The 20105-nt window shown below is 41.3% G+C and carries 17 protein-coding genes and 1 rRNA gene; all 18 read left to right on the top strand.

Annotated features, from left to right (window positions below; translation table 11 throughout):
* Positions 1-3 precede the first annotated feature (3 nt).
* Positions 4-993, top strand: coding sequence for a class I SAM-dependent methyltransferase (locus tag ACWGOO_RS11765; RefSeq protein ID WP_452483553.1), 990 nt, complete (start codon positions 4-6; stop codon positions 991-993).
* On the top strand, positions 993-2510 hold the full coding sequence (locus tag ACWGOO_RS11760; protein ID WP_452483551.1) for a hypothetical protein: 1518 nt from the start codon (positions 993-995) through the stop codon (positions 2508-2510). The genes ACWGOO_RS11765 and ACWGOO_RS11760 overlap by 1 nt, the downstream gene beginning before the upstream one ends.
* Before the next feature lie 9 nt (positions 2511-2519).
* Positions 2520-4856, top strand: a complete 2337-nt coding sequence (locus tag ACWGOO_RS11755; protein ID WP_452483549.1) for a glycosyltransferase — start codon at positions 2520-2522, stop codon at positions 4854-4856.
* The gene (locus ACWGOO_RS11750) at positions 4846-5985 is read left to right on the top strand and encodes an acyltransferase family protein (protein ID WP_452483548.1); all 1140 of its coding nucleotides are present in this window, start codon (positions 4846-4848) and stop codon (positions 5983-5985) included. Before ACWGOO_RS11755 ends, ACWGOO_RS11750 begins: the two co-directional genes overlap by 11 nt.
* 59 nt (positions 5986-6044) lie before the next feature.
* The gene (locus ACWGOO_RS11745) at positions 6045-6389 is read left to right on the top strand and encodes a DUF2304 domain-containing protein (RefSeq protein ID WP_452483546.1); all 345 of its coding nucleotides are present in this window, start codon (positions 6045-6047) and stop codon (positions 6387-6389) included.
* A gap of 48 nt (positions 6390-6437) precedes the next feature.
* Entirely contained in the window at positions 6438-6686 is a 249-nt protein-coding gene (locus tag ACWGOO_RS11740) for a GtrA family protein (protein ID WP_452484003.1), read from the top strand.
* A gap of 24 nt (positions 6687-6710) precedes the next feature.
* Complete coding sequence (locus ACWGOO_RS11735) at positions 6711-7454, top strand: sugar phosphate nucleotidyltransferase (RefSeq protein WP_452484001.1); 744 nt, start codon at positions 6711-6713, stop codon at positions 7452-7454.
* A gap of 30 nt (positions 7455-7484) precedes the next feature.
* Positions 7485-8033, top strand: coding sequence for a dTDP-4-dehydrorhamnose 3,5-epimerase (gene rfbC / locus ACWGOO_RS11730; protein ID WP_452483544.1), 549 nt, complete (start codon positions 7485-7487; stop codon positions 8031-8033).
* Between the two features lie 112 nt (positions 8034-8145).
* Positions 8146-9165, top strand: a complete 1020-nt coding sequence (gene rfbB / locus ACWGOO_RS11725; protein WP_452483543.1) for a dTDP-glucose 4,6-dehydratase — start codon at positions 8146-8148, stop codon at positions 9163-9165.
* Position 9166: 1 nt separating this feature from the next.
* Positions 9167-10042, top strand: coding sequence for a dTDP-4-dehydrorhamnose reductase (gene rfbD / locus ACWGOO_RS11720; RefSeq protein WP_452483541.1), 876 nt, complete (start codon positions 9167-9169; stop codon positions 10040-10042).
* 129 nt (positions 10043-10171) lie between these two features.
* Positions 10172-11110 (top strand): glycosyltransferase family 2 protein, encoded by a 939-nt coding sequence (locus tag ACWGOO_RS11715; RefSeq protein WP_452483999.1) that lies wholly within the window; start codon positions 10172-10174, stop codon positions 11108-11110.
* 213 nt (positions 11111-11323) lie between these two features.
* On the top strand, positions 11324-11416 hold the full coding sequence (locus ACWGOO_RS11710; RefSeq protein WP_219727884.1) for a putative holin-like toxin: 93 nt from the start codon (positions 11324-11326) through the stop codon (positions 11414-11416).
* Between the two features lie 249 nt (positions 11417-11665).
* Positions 11666-12574, top strand: coding sequence for a glycosyltransferase family 2 protein (locus ACWGOO_RS11705; RefSeq protein WP_452483539.1), 909 nt, complete (start codon positions 11666-11668; stop codon positions 12572-12574).
* Positions 12571-13971: an undecaprenyl-phosphate glucose phosphotransferase gene (locus ACWGOO_RS11700; protein ID WP_452483537.1), complete on the top strand. Its 1401-nt coding sequence runs from the start codon at positions 12571-12573 to the stop codon at positions 13969-13971. Before ACWGOO_RS11705 ends, ACWGOO_RS11700 begins: the two co-directional genes overlap by 4 nt.
* Positions 13972-14261: 290 nt before the next feature.
* Positions 14262-14954, top strand: coding sequence for a heptaprenylglyceryl phosphate synthase (locus ACWGOO_RS11695; protein ID WP_452483997.1), 693 nt, complete (start codon positions 14262-14264; stop codon positions 14952-14954).
* Between the two features lie 41 nt (positions 14955-14995).
* Entirely contained in the window at positions 14996-17320 is a 2325-nt protein-coding gene (gene pcrA, locus ACWGOO_RS11690) for a DNA helicase PcrA (protein WP_452483535.1), read from the top strand.
* A gap of 88 nt (positions 17321-17408) precedes the next feature.
* The gene (gene ligA, locus ACWGOO_RS11685; protein ID WP_452483533.1) at positions 17409-19424 is read left to right on the top strand and encodes an NAD-dependent DNA ligase LigA; all 2016 of its coding nucleotides are present in this window, start codon (positions 17409-17411) and stop codon (positions 19422-19424) included.
* Between the two features lie 395 nt (positions 19425-19819).
* Positions 19820-20105, top strand: a 16S ribosomal RNA gene (locus tag ACWGOO_RS11680); the annotation flags it as partial.

Below are 20105 nucleotides of genomic sequence, written 5' to 3'. Positions count from 1 at the left end.
CTTATGAATGATTTATTCAAACAAATCTATCCTGTACATGATGGGATTTACTTATGTTCTGAAAGCGGCCACTATTATTCTGATTTGGATAATAAGAGGATGAGTAAACTAGTTGCTGAATGTGTCTCTGAAGGATGGAGGAAGACTGTTAAAGAGAATTTTTATGGTAATCCATTTCTGTTTAACATCATTACAGATGAATCCAGAGCAGACTGGCAGTATTTATTACCATTAACTGAAGATTCAGTTGCACTGGATATTGGGGCTGGTTGGGGGACCATTTCCATCCCGCTCGCACGTAATATTAAGCATATTGTTGCATTGGATGGGACCTTAGATCGGCTACAGTTTCTTTCCACCAGAGCAAAACAAGAGAATATAGAAAATATTACGGTTATTCACGCAGACATATTTAAGCACCCTTTTAAAGAGGAGAGTTTTGATTTAGTTTCCTTTAATGGAGTTTTAGAGTGGGTAGGACTTAATGATTTGGGCCAGAACCCTCAAGAAAGACAGAAAGAGGCTTTAAGAATAGCCTACAGTTTACTCAAACCTGGAGGTTATCTATACATTGGGATTGAAAACGCTCTGGGGCTAAAATATTTGCTTGGCGAACCTGACGATCATACAGGCATTAAATACATTAGTTATTTGGGCAGAGAAGAAGCCGACGAAATGAATTTAAAGTGGAATAAAAATGAATATAGTACCTATACGTATACAAAGCAGGGTTATCAGGAATTGTTGGAGCTCTCGGGTTTCAGTAATGTTGACTTTTTCTATCCGCACCCTGATTACAAACGAATTGAATTTTTGTACAGCCTGTCTGAAAACAATGTATCAAGCTATTTAGTCGAATTTTTACGTTACACAAAATCTAACTCATCAATTAGTGAACGGGTAAATGACTTGGAGAGGTTTTTAATCGAATATGAACAGTTAAGTCCGTTTCCTGCTTCTTATAGTATCTTTGCGCGTAAGGAGGAGAACTAATGATACCTCAGATCAAAAATTATGTAGAAACAAATTGGAATCAATTCTTTGAGGTTAAACCCTCAAATCTCCAATTTCTTTTATTATCTAATCCTCAAGGGAAAAAGATTACGCATGGAAAATGCACGGTACTTATTTTTAAAGACCACGAAGCCAAGCCTACAGTAGTCGCCAAATTTTTAAGGGATCGTAAGGGACGCCAGGAGAAGATCGTCAGAGAATATAAAATTCTTGATAAAATTAGTGGTTGGGGTCGAGCTCCTCAACCTTTTGATTTGTTAAGAATAAACAATCGGTATGTTTCATTTGAAGAATTTAAGCCAGGTATTTCCCTAAAGTCGAGATTGCAACGATTGGTCAACAAACTTTCTTTAAATAAATTAGAAGATGTTATTGATCAGGTTCGTTCAGACTTTCGTAATACCGGAGTCTTATTGAACGACTTTGGAAGCATAGAGTTGCCGATTCTAGAAGTGGATGAGAACAGTAACTATGCACACAGAGCACTAGAAAACTATAATGCATTAACTTCTTTATTAAGTTTGTCCGATAACAATTTTAAAATGTTAAATGAGATGCTTGAGGATTACAAGGAAATCAATCTGCCGACAAAAATGGTGCATTTTGATTTAACCCCATCAAATATAATAGTAGATAAAGGGGAACTCAACCTTATTGATTTTGAATTCAGTACCCCTTCTAAAAGCTATTTTCTAGATCCATTTAGATTTAGTTTTTATTATTTTTATTTACTTTATGAATTAAATTTGTTCCGTGGTCTTTCATGTGAAGCCAGCTTTTATCATTTTTTTGTGGAAAATGAAATCACACAGAGTATTGTCCATGAGTTCTTTGAGGCTACCATCGAAGGGTATAGGGAAGAATCATTTTTTAATCATATGTCTTTATTTTTGTTGAGTAATTTACAACTCCAAATAGATGAAACTGATTTTATTAATGATGAATTTGTTGAGCAAACCAATAATCTGTTGACTATCTCGCTGGATGTGATCCAGAATAATGAAGTTAATTTGGCTGTTTATGAGAGTAAAGTAGTTGAAATGACTGATGAAGAGGTTAGAATTGAGTACGGAAAATGCCAAAATGTAATTGCAAATTACGAAGCCACAATTCAGGAAAAAGATCTACAACTGGCACAAAATCTCGAATATATAGAGCATTGTCATAAGGTGGTAGCCGAGAAAGACAAGGAATTATTGAAAAACACTGAATATATTGAGCATTGCCATGCTACAATTACTGAAAAAGATGAGCAATTAGAGGAGAATAATCGATATATCTCCTTGTGCCATGATTCAATAAAAGAAAAAGATGAGCATTTAGCGGTTTTGGAAAGCAATAATATTGAATTGCAAGAGAATATACTGCAAAAAGAACAATTACTTGTGGACTTGAAAGCGCAGTTGTTGCAGCATGAACAGCTTATTGAGAGCTTACAAGAAAAACTGAATCAGAATCCAATTGTTAGAGCTTTTCAAGAATTCAGAAAAAGGTGAGAATTAAAAATGGAAGTGCGATCCTGTGATATTATCATTCCCGTGTATAATGCACCAGAAGAACTAGAAGAATGTGTACAGTCATTATTCCGTTATACTAATTTAAAAGAAAATAGAGTTGTAATTATTAATGACTATAGTCCAGATCCTAAGGTGAATGAATATCTTGATACCTTAGATAAACAGGAAGGTTTAATTATCCTGCAAAATGAAGAAAATCTAGGTTTTGTAGGTACAGTTAACAGAGGTATGTCCTTCTCACAGGAGGATGTAGTTCTGTTGAATAGTGACACGGTCGTTACCGCTGGATGGTTGGAAAAGATAAAAGAGGTGGCATATTCAGATAAATCTATTGCAACAGTTACACCGCTAACAAACAATGGAAGTATTTGCTCTGTTCCAAAATTTTTAGAGGATAACTCAATTCCCGAGGGTTATACAGTTGAAAGTTTCGCACATTTTATTGAGAATATCTCTCTAAAAGAATACCCTGAAATACCTACAGCGGTTGGTTTTTGTATGTATATCAAAAGAGTGATCATCGATGAAGTCGGATTGTTTGATCAGGAAACTTTCGGTAAAGGATACGCAGAAGAAAATGATTTTTGTTGCAGAGTAATTGAGCATGGTTATAAAAATGTGCTTGATGATCACACATTTATATACCATAAAGGCTCTATGTCTTTTAAAGGTGATAAACTGGCCTTATTAAACAAAAATTTAAAAACTTTAAATGCCAGATATCCTTATTACGAGAAAAATGTTCATGATTTTATTGTTAAAAATCCATTGAAACGTATACATGGGAATATAAATATCAGATTACCACATTATGTTGATTCTTACAAAACTCGCGGCAATATACTTTATGTTCTTCACAATTTCTTTGACGAAAGTTATACTCAGCCAATTGGTGGAACAGAGTATCATGTTAAGGATATTGTATCGGAGTTACAAGATTATTACGCTTTTGTATTAGTGACGAATGGAAATGAGTTGGTGTTAAAGCAGTATCTTAAGGGGGATTTTATTGCAAAATATCATTTTCCTTTACATGATTCTATCTCTATACAACATTTTCATCATCAAGAATATAGTGAAATTGTAGAAAGAATTTTGGGGACGTTTGAGATTAGCCTTGTGCATATACATCATTTGATCAGGCATTCTTTTGATATCCCTCATATTGCTCATAAATTTAATATACCAGTAATTTTTACTTTGCATGATTACTATCTATTCAGTCCAAAGGTGAATTTGTTAGATGAGAATAATAAGTATATTTTAGATAGTGGAAATGAAGAAGAAAAATTCAATTCCTCCTTGAGAGCTGCTTTTGGATTTCATACTCCATTTATAAAGAAATGGAGAGAAAAAGTTGAAGAGATGATTAGTAAAGTCGACCAATTTATTACACCTTGTGATTTTTCGAAAGATTTATTTATAAAGCACTTTCCCTCATTAGAAAGCAAGATTTCTGCTATCGAACATGGAGTTACTATTGAGAATAATTTAACAGGCTCTGAAATTTCATATGTGAAATCAGAGGAACAAGAAATTAAAGAATGGAATATTGGGTTTTTAGGAGGGCTTGCACCCAATAAAGGTAGTGATTTGATTTATAAATTAATCACGAAATATTCTAGAAATAATATTAAGTGGCATTTGATTGGTGGTTTGGGAGACCAAAAATTGAATCTATTGCATCAAAATAATCTTCAAAAGCATGGAGAGTACAAAAGAGAAGAACTGAGCCAGATCATAAAACGTTTGGATCTGGATTTGGTTTGTTTGTTATCTCCATGGCCTGAGACATTTTCTTATACGTTAACTGAAGCTTGGCTGCATGATATACCTGTCCTGGTTACTCCTATGGGAGCCCTTAAGGAAAGAGTTAATAAGATCGAAGGTGGCTGGGTATCCCAATCTCTTGAATTAAGCGATGTTATGAAGAAACTGGATGAAATTATTGATGATGGGCAAGAAGAACTATCTAAAGTCAAAAATAATATAAAAAAATATAAGTTTAAAACAAAACAACAGATGGTTGCCCAGTACAATCAATTATATCAAGCTTCAGTGACTGACATAATTGGTGCTCTAGCTTTTGATAATGCCTCAGTATTAAAAGCGATAAAATACTACTTACCTGATATTAGTTCCGTGTCCCAGGATGACTATAATAATCGATTAGATGAGTTAGAAGAAGAAATAAAAAATATAAAGCAAACTATAGGTTGGAAAGTACTTGTAAGACTAAGGGCAAGAAATTCAATTGTTTTGAAAATAGGTAAAAAAGCTATTTTTACTATTCTAAAATATAAAAGGCTCAAAGGTGAAAAATAAAAAGATGGCACTGTATAAAGGCGATATATTAACGTTAGAGAAAATTTACGATAAAAAAAATAATTCTTTTGATATTGCTCGTTTTATTTTGGCAATAGCAGTTATATTTTCGCATTCGTTTGTATTGCTTTTGGGTCAAGGCCATGGAGAGGATCCTCTTGTAAAATTAACTAATAATCAAATTTCATTTGGTAGTTTTGCTGTGAATTGCTTTTTTGTAATAAGTGGTTTTTTAATTACGCAAAGCTTGTTGACAGGGAGTTCGTACACACAATATTTTAAAAATAGAATTCTAAGAATTATTCCTGCGTTTTTCTTTTCTTTATTTCTGGTAGCCTTTGTAGCAGGACCTTTAACGACCAATTTGGGGCTTAAAGAGTATTTAGCCATGGACGAAAATAGTCCATATCATTTCATGGTTAAAAACCTATCTTTTAATTTTTTTGGATATGCTTGGTCTATTGAGGATGTGTTTTCAAGTGTTCCGTTTCCAGGTTCAGCAAATGGTTCAATGTGGACACTTAAACATGAGCTTGCACTGTATTTAATTCTGCCTTTGTGTAGTCTTTTTCTTATTCTAAGCCTTAAACGTATTATGTTAGTCTTAACTTTCTTTATAAGCGGACTGAGTGTACTAAGTATTCTTTTTAAATATCAATTACTTAATCTAGTTGGAGATTATTACTGGGTTTTAAGTGTTAATGAATATAGTAACTTTATTAAATTAGCACCTTATTTTTTATTTGGATCTCTTTTCTATCTTTATAAAGATAAATTAATTATTCACAAACGTTTGATTTTACTATGTTTTATAGTAATCTTAGTAGCTTTAAAGGCAGGACTTTTAAACGTTTTTCTGATCTTTACATTACCATATATTATTTTAACGATATGTGTTAAGTATAAAACCTCTCAATTTAGAAAATATGGTGATTTCTCGTATGGTCTATATATATATGCTTTTCCAATTCAACAATTATTGGTCTATTATTTTTTCGATAAGTTAAATGTCGCGACCTTTTTTATCTTAAGTACTATATTCACTTTATTAATCTCGTTTTTTTCTTGGCACTTTATCGAAAAAAAAGCTTTAAGCTTTAAGTGGAGGAATTATGGGAATGAAACCTAACAAATTGTTCAAGATTACAAAGTCAGTAGGGGGATAAATGTGATTTATTCAAACTTCAAGTGCTGCTTTTATTAGGCTGCTTATTTGCTTTAGTCTATTTTATTCTAAAAATCAAAGCATATAAGCTTGAGTTGAAATATACCATATTATGGATGTTTGTTATTGTCTTGTGTTTTTTCTTGGCTGCTTTTCTCTCTCTACTAAATTTTGTATCGTATATTATTGGTATAGAGACACCTGTTAATACTCTTTTTCTATGCGCCTTAATAGCATGCTTTTTAGTGATGTATAGATTAACATCGACTATTTCTACATTGTCTAATAAAGTAAAGCAACTTAGCCAAGAAGTTGGATTGATGAAAGCTGAACTAGAATTATTGAAAAAGGGTAGACGTTTGGAGTGATATAATGGAATTAGTATTTGTACAGTCAACATTTAGACAATTTATTAAATATGCTTTAGTTGCTCCTTGATTATTTCATATTATATAAACAAAAAGTGGACTTTCTCCAATAGGGACGTTAAGTCAATGGCTTTTTTGAAATACTTTATGGTTTCTTGCTCTGGACTGTTGTTAAATTTATTAATTTTACATGTGTTAGTGAATATATTTTCCGTCTGGTACACATGGGTTCAGATGGTTATAATTGTTGTAGTACCACTAAGTAACTTATTTTTAAACAAATTCTGGACCTTCTAATTATAAATGGAGATGATTATAGAAATGAAAGGTATAATTCTTGCAGGAGGTACAGGCTCACGTCTCTACCCCTTAACTAAAGTAACAAATAAGCATTTATTACCCGTTGGTAAGTACCCAATGATTTTCCATTCTGTATCCAAGCTCAAGCAAGCTGACATATACGATATCCTTATCGTTACAGGTAAAGAGCATATGGGAGATGTCGTTAACCTTCTTGGTAGCGGTCGGGAAATGGGCGTAACATTCACTTATAAAGTTCAGGACGAAGCAGGTGGGATCGCACAAGCCCTTGATCTGGCTGAACAATTTGTAGGTGATGATCAAATGGTCGTTATTTTGGGCGATAATGTATTTGAAGATGACATTGCACCATTTGTGGACAATTTCCGTAATCAAATCACGGGGGCGAAGATCCTTCTTCAACAGGTACAAGATCCACACCGTTTTGGAGTGGCTGAGCTTCAAGGGGAGCGGATTGTATCAATTGAAGAAAAACCTAAAGATCCTAAAAGTAATTATGCTGTAACAGGTATCTATATGTTCGATCATAGTGTGTTTGAAATTGTAAAAACACTTGAACCTTCAGCTCGTGGAGAACTTGAGATCACTGACGTTAACAATGCATATATTGCTAATGGAACATTGACATACGATGTTCTTCAAGGCTGGTGGACTGATGCTGGAACCCATCCATCTCTTGCACGTGCAAATGAACTAGCTAAAGACATCATCTTTGGCGAGGAATTTGGGAAATTAAAGCTATAATAATTATAATTGAAGGGAGGATACATATTCATGAAAGTAATCCCTTTGAAACTAGAAGGTGCAAAAATCAATGAACCCGTGGTTCATGGTGATCACCGTGGTTATTTTATGGAAAGTTACAATGAACAGATCATGAAACAAAACGGAATGAATCATGTTTTTATTCAGGATAATCAGTCCTTATCTGTAGAAACTGGCGTGATTCGTGGTTTGCATTATCAGCTTAATCCTAAAGCACAGACCAAACTCATTCGTGTGATTTCTGGAGCCATATACGATGTTATTTTGGATATTCGTAAAAGTTCTCCAACATTCGGTCAATGGGTTGGAGTGATTTTGAGCGAGCATAATAGACGTCAGTTACTGGTGCCTAAAGGCTTTGCTCATGGATTCTGTACGCTTGTTCCCAATACCCAGGTGCTGTATAAGGTAGACGAATATTATTCACCTGAAAATGATCGTGGTATCCTGTGGAATGATCCTGCACTGGGAATTGACTGGCCGACTTCTCATGCTATTCTTTCAGAGAAGGATCAGAAGCATCCAGTACTAGCCGATGCAGACATTAATTTTGATTAAAGTATTTAGCCGCAATTATATAATCATTTGAACTAATAATAAACTCATCTTTGTTCGTTGTTAGTTTAAAAGCATATATTGTATGTATTAAAGCACGTTTTAGGAGGTCTTTATGAAACTTCTTGTCACCGGCGGGGCCGGATTTATTGGCAGTAACTTTGTGTTGTATATGTTAAAACAGCATCCAGAATACGAAATTGTGAATATCGATGCGCTTACCTATGCAGGTAATCTGGAAAATTTGAAATCCATCGAGAATCACCCTAAACATACCTTTGTCAAAGCTGATATTACCGACGCACAAGCGATTGATCAACTGATGCAGCAGGGAATCGATGTTGTAGTGAATTTTGCGGCAGAGTCGCATGTGGATCGGAGTATCCTGGAGCCGGAAGTGTTTGTGAAAACGAACGTCCTCGGTACACAGGTGCTGTTGGACGCAGCTAAGAAGTATAATGTGACGAAGTTTGTACAGGTATCCACAGACGAAGTATACGGCTCGCTGGGTGAAACAGGCTTGTTCACGGAAGAAACACCACTTCAACCTAACAGTCCTTACTCAGCTTCGAAGGCAGGCGGAGACCTGCTAGTTCGTGCCTATCACGAAACGTTTGGTTTGCCTGTGAACATCACACGCTGTTCCAACAACTATGGCCCGTACCAGTTCCCGGAAAAGCTAATTCCGCTTATGATCTCACGTGCGTTGAGCGACCAACAGCTTCCTGTGTACGGAGATGGCTTGAACATCCGTGATTGGTTATATGTAGAGGATCATTGCAGTGCAATTGATCTGGTCATTCATCAGGGTAAGCTTGGTGAGGTATACAATATCGGGGGAAATAACGAGCGGACCAATGTACACATTGTCAAAACGGTATTGGAGGAGCTGGGCAAGCCAGAATCTCTAATTTCGTATGTGCAGGATCGTCCGGGTCATGACCGTCGATATGGTATTGACCCAACCAAAACAATGAACGAGCTGGGCTGGAAGCCAAAACACTCTTTTGAAACGGGTATTAAAGAAACGATTCGTTGGTACTTGGACAACAAAGAATGGTGGACTCGCATCCAATCCGGCGAATATCAACAATATTATGCTAAGCAGTATGGTTCCCGCTTGGGGGATGCGTAAGATGAAGGTACTGGTTACTGGAGCATCCGGTCAACTCGGTAAAGACGTAGTAAAGGTTTTTCAGGAGCAAGGACATGATGTCCTTGGATACGATCGGGAACAGCTGGATATAACGAATTTGGAGCAAGCTGTGAAGATCGTAGGACAGTATCAACCGGATGCTGTCATCCATTGTGCAGCGTATACGGCGGTGGACGCAGCCGAGTCCGATATTGATGGGGCTTATCAAGTCAATGCGGCGGGAACACGCAATATTGCACTGGCAGTGGAAAAGGCAGGAGCCAAGCTGGTGTATATCAGCACGGATTACGTGTTCGATGGAACAGCGGAGCAGCCATATCATGAGTACGATAATACAAATCCGCAGAGCATCTATGGAAAGTCCAAACGTGCGGGAGAGATAATGACCCAGACACTTTCCTCCAGATACTTTATTGTTCGTACGTCTTGGGTGTATGGACTGCACGGGAATAATTTTGTTAAAACGATGTTGAAGCTTGGGCAGGAGAAGCCACAGCTTCAGGTTGTGAACGATCAGAAAGGCTCACCAACTTATACGGTGGATTTGGCCCGTTTTGTGGCGGAGTTAGTACAAACCGAGAAGTATGGTGTATATCATGCTTCCAACAGCGGCTCCTGCACCTGGTATGAATTTACGCAAGCTATCTTGCAGGATGCGACTGAAATATTAGGTGCCAAGATCACAGCAAAACTGGAACCATGCAGTACGGAGCAATTCCCTAGACCAGCAGCTCGCCCACGTAATTCCGTGATGGAACATATTGCGATCCGGACAAATGGGTTAAATGACTTGCGTGCTTGGCGTGAGGGACTGCGAGATTTTTTAAAAGAATATCTAGCAAGTTCGAGCAAGTAAAGGTACACTATACCTACAGCGATCTCCCATCATGTTATGATTGGGAGATTTTGTTATGTAGAGACATATGTCGATCAAGTTCAATGAGTATATAATGGTAAGAGCTATAGCTATAAGGAGGGTATCATTCTGAACAGGCCCAGCGTACAAATTTTATTATCTACATATAATGGAGCAGTTTATCTAGAGGATCAAATTGAAAGCTTGTTAAATCAAAAAGATGTAGATATTCAGATTCTAATTCGTGATGATGGCTCTACGGATAGTACAGTTGTAAAGTTGAATGCCCTGAAGCAGCAATACCCCCACCAAATCATTTTATATCCTGAAAGCAACAAAGGGGTTATTGAAAGCTTTTTTAACCTGATTCAAAGATCGTCTGAGACATTCGATTATTATGCATTCTGTGATCAGGACGATGTGTGGATGCCGAACAAGCTTGCCCAGGCTGTAGCTCATCTCAGGGAAAAGGATGGAAGCCGACCGTTGATGTACTGTTCTGCTACACAAATGGTCTCTCAAACATTGAAACCACTCAAGGTATGGCCAGCAGATATTCCTAAACCTTTGTCTTTTTATAATGCTTTAATTGAGAATGTATGTGTAGGTTGTACCATGGTGATCAACAAAGAAGCACTCCAATTAGTGAAGAAGAGAATTCCAGCTTCTTTGAAAAACATTATAATGCATGACTGGTGGATTTACTTATGTGTATCCTCTTTGGGGGAGGTTGTTTTCGACCCTAAACCCTCCATTTTATATCGGCAGCATCAAAACAATGTGCTTGGAGGTTCTACGGATAGTTGGGCAAGCAAGTGGAGGAAAAGGCTAAACAGATTTGTAAAAGGGAAAAATCGCTATATTCTAAGCAAACAAGCCCGGCAGTTCATTCAATTGTATGGACAAGACCTGTCTCCTCAAATGTATAAAGATATTGATCAGTTCCTGAACAGCTACCAAAAGGGCGTATTTTCTCGTATGAAATATATTTGGCAGTCTCCATTTTATAGACAGTCACGAATGGACAACTGGATTTATAAGCTAGTTTTCGTACTGGGTAAATTATAGAAACATGAAAAATCGCCTGCATTTTTTCCATCTAGAAGCGTCAAATGATAAAAGATAAAGATTAGATAGATTTGGTTGATTATAAAAGCCTCAAGACTATTTTACCAAAACATCATCGAATACATGTTCCTTTATGGAAAAATATAGTATAATTGAAGAGTGCAACCGATATAGGCTGACAAGGGCGGTCGGCTAACTCTCCCGAGGAGGGGGGTGAAGCCTGTGACAGTGTTTGAGGCGCTCAGTTTAATGCTGACGTTCGGGGCGTTGATCGTCACACTGTTAGAGTTTAACAAACGAAAATAGACCGCCCCCGCAAGGAAGGGTCTATTTTCGGTCTGATGTTCCAAAACCGTCCGCTCTTGGGAGCGTCGGTTGCGCAGGGGCTGGCTGGCACCAGCCCTTTTTCCATGTATATCTTATCACGATGATTTTTATACCTCAACTATGTAAGGTTACAAGTTATGTGCTTTTTTGTGCCCTGTGATCTGTGGGGTATGCTATAATAAAGGATAGTAGAATAGATTACTGAATCTGTCAGGAGCGTTTTAAAATATGGACGTAAGCATACTGGTCGTCAACTATAATACATGCCGTTTGACGCTGGATTGTTTGCAGTCGGTGTATGCGTCAGAGACGCAGTATCGATATGAAGTGATTGTTATCGACAATCACTCCAATGATGGGTCTGTGGAAGCCATTCGTGCTGCATATCCGGAGATTACCTTGATTGCCAATGAGGATAACACAGGTTTTGCCAAGGCAAACAATCAGGGGATCGAGGTAGCGGACGGGCGTTACGTATTGTTGCTGAATTCCGATACGTTGGTGCAGCCGCATACGCTGGATACGATGATTCGGTTCATGGATACACATCCGAAAATGGGAGCATCGGGCTGCAAGGTTATTTTGCCGGATGGTTCGCTGGATAAGGCCTGTAAGCGCGGTTTTCCAACGCCGTCTGCCTCCTTTTATTATGCCTTCGGCTGGTCGAAGCGTTACCCGGATAACCCGAAGTACAATCAATACCAGCTCGGGCATTTAAGCCCGGATGATGAGTATCCTGTCGATGTGCTGGTCGGCGCTTTTATGCTGGTGCGTCGGGAGACGATTGAGCAGGTCGGCGGCTTGGACGAAACCTTTTTCATGTATGGCGAGGACATTGACTGGTGTTACCGGATTAAGCAGGCGGGGTGGGGCATTTACTACTACCCGCGCACATATATTATTCATATCAAAGGAGGCAGCGCTCGTCGTCGTCCTTTGAAAATTATTTACGAGTTTCATAGAGCGATGTGGGTCTTCCACCGCAAGCATTATAAACAGCAGTATAGCTGGATCACGAACATGGCTGTATACGCGGGAATTACGGTGAAATTTGGAATGGCCTTTTTAAAAAACAAACTCACTGCACCGGCCAAGCCGGACGACGGCGAACAATCTCGTACCGAGGTGAAAGCATGATACGCAGAAATCAACGTTTTTTAACCCAATTGTATATTGTGGCGGATTTTGCGGTCATTCAGTTATCCTTTCTGATCGCCTGGTTCTTCAAATTCGAAAGTGAATGGATTACTTATCAAGAACCGCTTCCTATTCAAGTATATGGAGGCTGGAGCTTAATCTACGGTCTGATTGCCGTGGTGCTGGGGATGTTATTCTCTCTCTATTCACCCAAACGTAAAAAACGTTTTGCAGACGACGTATTTCGCGTCACTCAAGTTCATATTGTTGGCCTGTTCGTGCTGTTGAGTGTCATGTTTTTCGTAAAGCAAATCGACATTTCACGGTCCTATCTGGCGATCTATATGTTTGGGAACGTACTGCTTATTTTATTTTATCGATATTTTTTGAAACAAGTACTTAAAGTTCTTCGCCAAAAAGGCTACAACAAGCAGTTCATGCTCATTCTCGGGGCAGGTTCGCTGGGCCAACGATTTTATCATAATCTTGGACAGTATCCTGATTTGGGATATGAAGTGGTGGGTTTTCTGGATGATAAGCGCCACTGGGATGAAGAGGAGGAAGAGCATTTCCGCCCAATCCTTGGAGGATTGGATCAGTTAGAAGCTACGCTGTCGAGCATGATGATAGACGAGGTCATTTTGGCTCTTCCGCTAGATGCGCATGATAAGTATCCCAAGATTATCAACATGTGTGAAAAGGCAGGGGTACGCACGCTCATTATTCCTGACTTTTTTGATTATCTGCCAGCTCGACCGTATTTTGATAACTTTGCAGGTATGCCAATGATCAATGTACGGGATATTCCGCTGGATGTGGCGGGGAATCGATTGTTTAAGCGTTCGTTCGATATTCTGTTCTCTTTGTTCGCTATTATTCTAACTTCTCCGGTTATGCTGGCAGTGGCGATTGGCGTGATGACGACATCGAGAGGCCGGGTTATTTTCAAACAGGAGCGGGTGGGTCTGAATCGGCGTACCTTCATGATGTACAAATTCCGCTCGATGAAGGTATTGCCGCCCGGAACTGAGGATACAGGATGGACGACGGCCAATGACCCTCGGCGTACTCGCTTTGGTACCTTTATTCGTAAAACGAGTCTTGACGAGCTGCCTCAGTTCTTTAATGTGCTGCTAGGAGATATGAGCGTCGTCGGCCCCCGCCCGGAACGTCCGTATTACGTGGATCAGTTCCGTGAGGAAATTCCAAAGTATATGGTGAAGCACCATGTTCGTCCTGGTATTACAGGCTGGGCACAGAGCAACGGGTTGCGGGGTGACACGTCCATTGAGGAACGGATTAAGCATGATATTTTCTATATTGAGAATTGGTCGCTCTTATTCGATATTAAAATTATTTTCCGCACCATCCGCAACGGTTTCAAAAATGCGTATTAATTCAGAATTAACCCTTCGGTTCAGCCGGAGGGTGTTTTTGTGTCTGGAAGTTGTTTTTTTTTTTTTTGAGTGTGCGCATGCAGGGTGTTGACCTTTATGAAAAGGATGTGACAGCGTAGTTGGCTGTACGCGTTACGGCCCTGAGATATGTGAACAAAGTGTTCCCATTGAATACGAACATTGACACCTTTTGAGCACTATCATAGACTTAGCATAGAACGCTTTTGGATATTGGAATCCGGTTAAACCGGATCGTGGCAAAAGCACAATGGAAGCTGGAGGAATGTGTGTTGGCAGATTCGATTCAATCATGGAGGCATGTATTTAAGCTGGACCCTGACAAGGAACTGGACGATGAGGGACTGGATGCCGTGTGCATGTCTGGTACGGATGCCATTATGGTAGGAGGTTCGTCGGGCGTTACCTATGAAAATACGGTGGATTTGCTGTCGAGGGTTCGGCGTTATGAGGTGCCGTGTGTACTTGAAGTGTCCGATCTGGAGGCTGTGGTGCCGGGGTTTGATCTGTATATGATTCCAATGGTGCTTAATACCACGGACAGTAATTGGATCTTAGGACAGCATCAGCGTGCGATTGAGCAGTTTGGTTATATAATCCCTTGGGATTTACTTGTGACGGAAGGATATATTGTTTTGAACGGCGATTCCACGGTCGCCAAGCTTACAGGGGCGGATACATCACTCGATGCTTCTTCTGCCGCTTCATATGCACAGGTTGCTGACAAGCTCATGCATCTGCCGATTGTATATGTGGAGTATAGCGGTGCCTTCGGAGATATGGAACTGGTACAAAAAATACATCGCAGTACGGAGCGCGCTCGTGTCCTATACGGAGGGGGTATCATGGATAAATCTACCGCGTTACAAGCGGCTGCCGTTTGTGACACCATTGTAGTAGGGAATATCATTTACCGTGACTTGGCGAAAGCGCTAGAGACGGTGGCTGTGAAATTGAAAGTATAGAACGTGATTTTATGGAAGCTTGCAGAAAGGAGCATGCACGCATGCAATCAATAGATATACACGAGGCTGTAGCCCGCCTCAATCCGCCTCAGCGTCAGGCAGTGGAGGCGATAGACGGACCGCTGCTGATTATGGCTGGCGCAGGCAGTGGAAAGACCCGAGTGCTCACGCACCGGATTGCCTACCTCATCGCGACCCGCAAAACGGCTCCATGGGGCATTTTGGCGATTACCTTTACAAACAAGGCTGCGCGTGAAATGCAGGATCGCGTATCCAAGCTGATTGGCCCGCAGGGGAGAGATGTGTGGGTATCCACCTTTCACTCCATGTGTGTGCGTATTTTGCGTCGGGATATCGAGCGGATCGGATTTACCTCCAATTTCAGCATTCTCGATTCCACAGATCAATTGTCTGTCATTCGGAGCTGCATGAAGGATCTGAACATAGACACCAAAAAATTTGAACCCAAAGCGGTTCAGTCCATGATGAGTACAGCTAAAAATGAGCTGGTCACTCCTGAAATGTATGAGCGCAAGATTGGTGACTATTTCGAGGGAATTGTGGCGAAGGTATATACCAAATACCAACAACGTCTCAAAAACAACAACTCTCTGGATTTTGATGATCTGATTATGGCAACGATTCAACTATTTAAAGAAGTACCTGAGGTACTGGATTTCTATCAGAAGAAATTCCAATACATTCATGTTGATGAATACCAGGATACGAACCGTGCGCAGTACATGCTGTGTAAAATGCTGGCTGACAAGCATCACCGGATTTGCGTAGTAGGTGACAGCGATCAGTCCATCTATCGTTGGCGCGGGGCGGATATCAGCAACATTTTGAACTTTGAAGAGGACTACCCCGAAGCACGTACCATTTTGTTGGAGCAAAACTATCGGTCAACCTCGAATATTCTGAATGCCGCCAATGAAGTGATTGGTCAAAATACAGGTCGCAAGCCGAAGAAACTATGGACCGACAAAGAAGGCGGGGCCAAGATTAAAGTTTACCGGGCTGACTCGGAGCATGATGAGGGCTATTTTATCGCCTCGGAAATTCATAAAAATATCAATGCAGGCAAAACATATAGCCATCATGCTATTTTGTACCGTACCAATGCTCAGTCACGGGTGGTCGAGGAAATTTTGATCAAATCGGATATTCCGTACCAGATCGTTGGCGGCATCAAGTTCTATGATCGCAAAGAGATTAAGGACTTGCTGGCGTACCTTCGTCTGCTCTCCAATCCTGATGACGATATCAGCTTAATCCGAATCATTAATGTGCCAAAACGGAGTATCGGGGATACAACGGTCGGTAAATTGCAGGCAGCCGCAGCGGAACGTGGAGTTTCTATTTTCCGTGTGTTGCAAGTGGTAGACGATTTGGGCTTTGCCGGACGTACGCGCAATGCGCTTGTAGAGTTTTACGATATGATCGAAGGTTTAAGTCGGATGGTTGACTATCTGTCGGTTACTGAGTTAACGGAAAAAATGCTGGAAACCAGCCAGTATCGACTGGAGCTGCAAAACGAGAATACGCTCGAATCACGCTCACGTTTGGAGAATATTGATGAGTTCCTGTCAGTAACGATGGAATTTGAAAAAGGAGCGGAGGACAAGTCCCTCGTCTCCTTCCTGACCGATCTTGCTCTTATCGCGGATATTGATTCCATGAATGACGATGAAGAGGAACAAAGCGATGCAGTTGTATTGATGACCATGCATAGCGCAAAAGGACTGGAGTTCCCAATCGTATTTATTGTCGGTATGGAGGAGGGCGTATTCCCTCACAGTCGGGCCTTTTTGGATAATGAAGAGCTGGAGGAAGAGCGCAGATTGGCGTATGTCGGGATTACTCGTGCAGAGGAGCAACTGTTCCTTACATGCGCACAGATGCGCACGCTGTTTGGTCGTACTACAGCTAATCCGCCGTCTCGCTTTCTCGAAGAGATTCCGGATGAACTCAAAGAGGATACAATTATCAAACGTGACCGCTATCGCCGCTCAGGCAATGTAGGTGGCTCCTATGGCGGACGAGGACTGGGTAAAACCAGCGGCAGTAACTTTGGTGGAGAGCGTTCCTTTGATACGATGAGCCGCAGTGGTTCGTCCGCTTCCGCGTCGCCCCGCGTAACTGTAACGACATCTTCATCCGGCAAACCAACTCCGGCTGCTTCGGCAGGAGGCCCCTCCATTTTTGCTGCCGGAGACAAGGTACAGCATGGCAAGTGGGGAATTGGAACTATTGTAGCTATAAAAGGTACAGGTAATGATATGGAGCTTCAGATCGCTTTCCCGGCTCCGGTAGGGGTTAAACGTCTGCTGGCTGGCTTTGCACCTATTACAAAAGTAGAATAGATCTCAAACATCATTAAATCTCGAACCTCACAGTGGCAGCTTGGCTTAGGCTTCTGCCCTGATGAAGTTCCCGGAGGGATACGCCTGCATGAACCCAATGCACAGGATGGAGCAGCTTGTTGCTGAGCTGAACACATATAATTATCATTACTACACACTGGATGAGCCCAAGATCAGCGACAAAGAATATGATGTGCTTTATGACGAGCTGGTAGCGCTTGAACAGACGAGCGGTCTTGTGTTGCCGGATTCGCCGACACAGCGTGTGGGCGGGGAGTTACTCAAAGGCTTCACATCGCATCGCCATCTGGCCCCGTTATGGAGCCTTGATAAAGCACAGAATGTAGAGCAGCTGCGTGCCTGGAACGCGCGTGTCGTGAAACTGGTCAACGATTACAACACCAAGAACCCGGAGCAGCCTTTACCGCCTCCAGGATATGCGATAGAGCTTAAATTTGATGGACTGACGCTGAACCTGACTTATACCGACGGGAAGCTGGTACAGGCTTCTACACGCGGCAATGGCGTGGTGGGCGAGGGAATACTGGCACAGGTGAAGACCATTAAATCTGTGCCGCTTACGATTCCTTTTCAGGATGGGACCATTGAAGTACAGGGAGAAGGCATTATGAATCTGTCTGTGCTGGCGAAATATAATGAGACCGCTGTGGACCCTCTTAAAAATGCACGCAATGCCGCAGCTGGCGCTCTGCGTAATTTGAATCCCAAAGCGACAGCAGAGCGGCGGCTGAATGCATTCTTCTACAATGTGGGGTACGCGGACCGCATCCAGTTTAATAGCCACCAGGAGATGATGACTTTCCTGCGTGACAATCATTTTAAGGTGAATCCATATCTGACTTACTTCGACGATTTTGATGATGCTATGGAACAACTGGCTGATATTGAAGAGTCTCGTGCCGGACTGGATTATCTCATTGACGGGGCGGTACTCAAAATTACGGATATGCGCACACGTGAGGTTCTCGGCTATACCGATAAATTTCCGCGCTGGGCAGTGGCATATAAGTTCGAGGCGGAGGAAACGACCACGGTGCTTAACGCTGTTGAATGGAATGTAGGTCGCACGGGTAAAATTACTCCACTGGCAAGGGTAGAACCGGTAGATCTGGCGGGAGTCACCGTACAAAATTGTACACTGAACAATGCTGGAGATATAGAGCGGAAAAACCTGAAGTTCGCTTTGGGCGCTCGTGTGTTTATCCGCCGCTCGAATGATGTCATTCCGGAAATTTTGGGAAAAGTTACGTCTGAGGACGACGGAGAGGAAATTATCGTACCTGACCATTGTCCGGCCTGTGGATTTCCGTTGCAGCAGCGAGGGGCTCATTTATTCTGCGATAATAAGCTGGGTTGTAAGCCGCAGATTGTGGCCCGTATTTCTCATTTTGCTTCACGTGACGCTATGGATATTGAAACCTTCAGCGACAAAACGGCAATCCAGTTGCATGACGAACTGGAAGTGCGTGAGCCTGCGGATCTGTATACACTTCAATTCGATGATCTTGTAAAGCTGGAGCGATTTGGTGAGAAAAAAGCCAATAACCTTCTGGCAGCGCTTGAGAAGAGTAAAGAAAGGGATTTGGCTTCATTCCTTTATGCCCTCGGTATACCGAATACCGGTAAAGCAACCACGCGTATGCTGGCAGAGCATTACCGTGATTTGCACAAGGCCATGTCCGCTACGGTGGAGGAATTAATAGAGTTGCCAGATGTAGGCGGAATTGTAGCTGAAAGTATTGTCACCTTCTTTGCTGATCCATTTACCCAAGCAGGGATTGAAAAGATGTTATCCCTAGGGATGAAGGCTCAGGCTCCCGAAGCTCCACAGGAGAAGAAGACAGACAGCTTTTTCAGTGGCAAAACGGTTGTGCTTACAGGTACCTTGCATCAGCTTACGCGTGATGAAGCTGCTTCCAAGCTGGAGGCACTCGGAGCCCATGTGACCGGGTCTGTATCGAAAAAGACGGATCTAGTCATAGCTGGTGAAAAGGCGGGCAGTAAGCTGGCTAAGGCCCAACAGCTCGGAATTGATACTATAGAAGATGAGGATGAATTCATCAGACTGCTGGAACAAGAATAATTAGTTTGCAAGGAGCACAGCCATTCCGTTTCAGTACGGGGTGGCTGTTTTGTTATCTACTGTATAGATAGGAGGTATAATAGCTACGGAAAAAGAAATCAAAAAAATGCTTGCTAAATAACTTTAGGTATGTTACATTATTAGACGTTGCTTTGAGAATAACATTTCTCGAAGCGGAGGATGCTGAAAAGAAAATCAAAAAAAGATTTGACAAGGAAGCAACCAACATGATATGATCTAATTCCTGGCCCGTTGAAGAAACGAGGACAGACAAGTTCTTTGAAAACTGAACAAATGGATGATGAAAATAAAGATTTCTTCTTTATATTAAAGAAGAATCGCTAGCATTAAAAATGAGCGAATCGCTCTTTCTATAAACCAACTTCGGTTGGTCTTTAATGGAGAGTTTGATCCTGGCTCAGGACGAACGCTGGCGGCGTGCCTAATACATGCAAGTCGAGCGGGGTTGTTTTAGAAGCTTGCTTCTAAAACAACCTAGCGGCGGACGGGTGAGTAACACGTAGGCAACCTGCCCATGAGTCTGGGATAACTACCGGAAACGGTAGCTAATACCGGATACATCCCCTCCCTGCATGGGGAGGGGAGGAAAGACGGAGCAATCTGTCACTTGTGGATGGGCCTGCGGCGCATTAGCTAGTTGGTGGGGTAATGGCCTACCAA

The sequence above is a fragment of the Paenibacillus sp. NPDC055715 genome (assembly GCF_053617595.1).
The sequence above is the reverse complement of the archived record's forward strand: the minus strand, read 5'-3'. Positions and strand labels throughout refer to the sequence as shown.

Coding starts and splice junctions, on each gene's coding strand:
- ACWGOO_RS11765 (WP_452483553.1), top strand. CDS start 4: ATGAATGATTTATTCAAACAAATCTATCCTGTACATGATGGGATTTAC.
- ACWGOO_RS11760 (WP_452483551.1), top strand. CDS start 993: ATGATACCTCAGATCAAAAATTATGTAGAAACAAATTGGAATCAATTC.
- ACWGOO_RS11755 (WP_452483549.1), top strand. CDS start 2,520: ATGGAAGTGCGATCCTGTGATATTATCATTCCCGTGTATAATGCACCA.
- ACWGOO_RS11735 (WP_452484001.1), top strand. CDS start 6,711: ATGAAAGGTATAATTCTTGCAGGAGGTACAGGCTCACGTCTCTACCCC.
- rfbC (WP_452483544.1), top strand. CDS start 7,485: ATGAAAGTAATCCCTTTGAAACTAGAAGGTGCAAAAATCAATGAACCC.
- rfbB (WP_452483543.1), top strand. CDS start 8,146: ATGAAACTTCTTGTCACCGGCGGGGCCGGATTTATTGGCAGTAACTTT.
- rfbD (WP_452483541.1), top strand. CDS start 9,167: ATGAAGGTACTGGTTACTGGAGCATCCGGTCAACTCGGTAAAGACGTA.
- ACWGOO_RS11705 (WP_452483539.1), top strand. CDS start 11,666: ATGGACGTAAGCATACTGGTCGTCAACTATAATACATGCCGTTTGACG.
- ACWGOO_RS11700 (WP_452483537.1), top strand. CDS start 12,571: ATGATACGCAGAAATCAACGTTTTTTAACCCAATTGTATATTGTGGCG.
- pcrA (WP_452483535.1), top strand. CDS start 14,996: ATGCAATCAATAGATATACACGAGGCTGTAGCCCGCCTCAATCCGCCT.
- ligA (WP_452483533.1), top strand. CDS start 17,409: ATGAACCCAATGCACAGGATGGAGCAGCTTGTTGCTGAGCTGAACACA.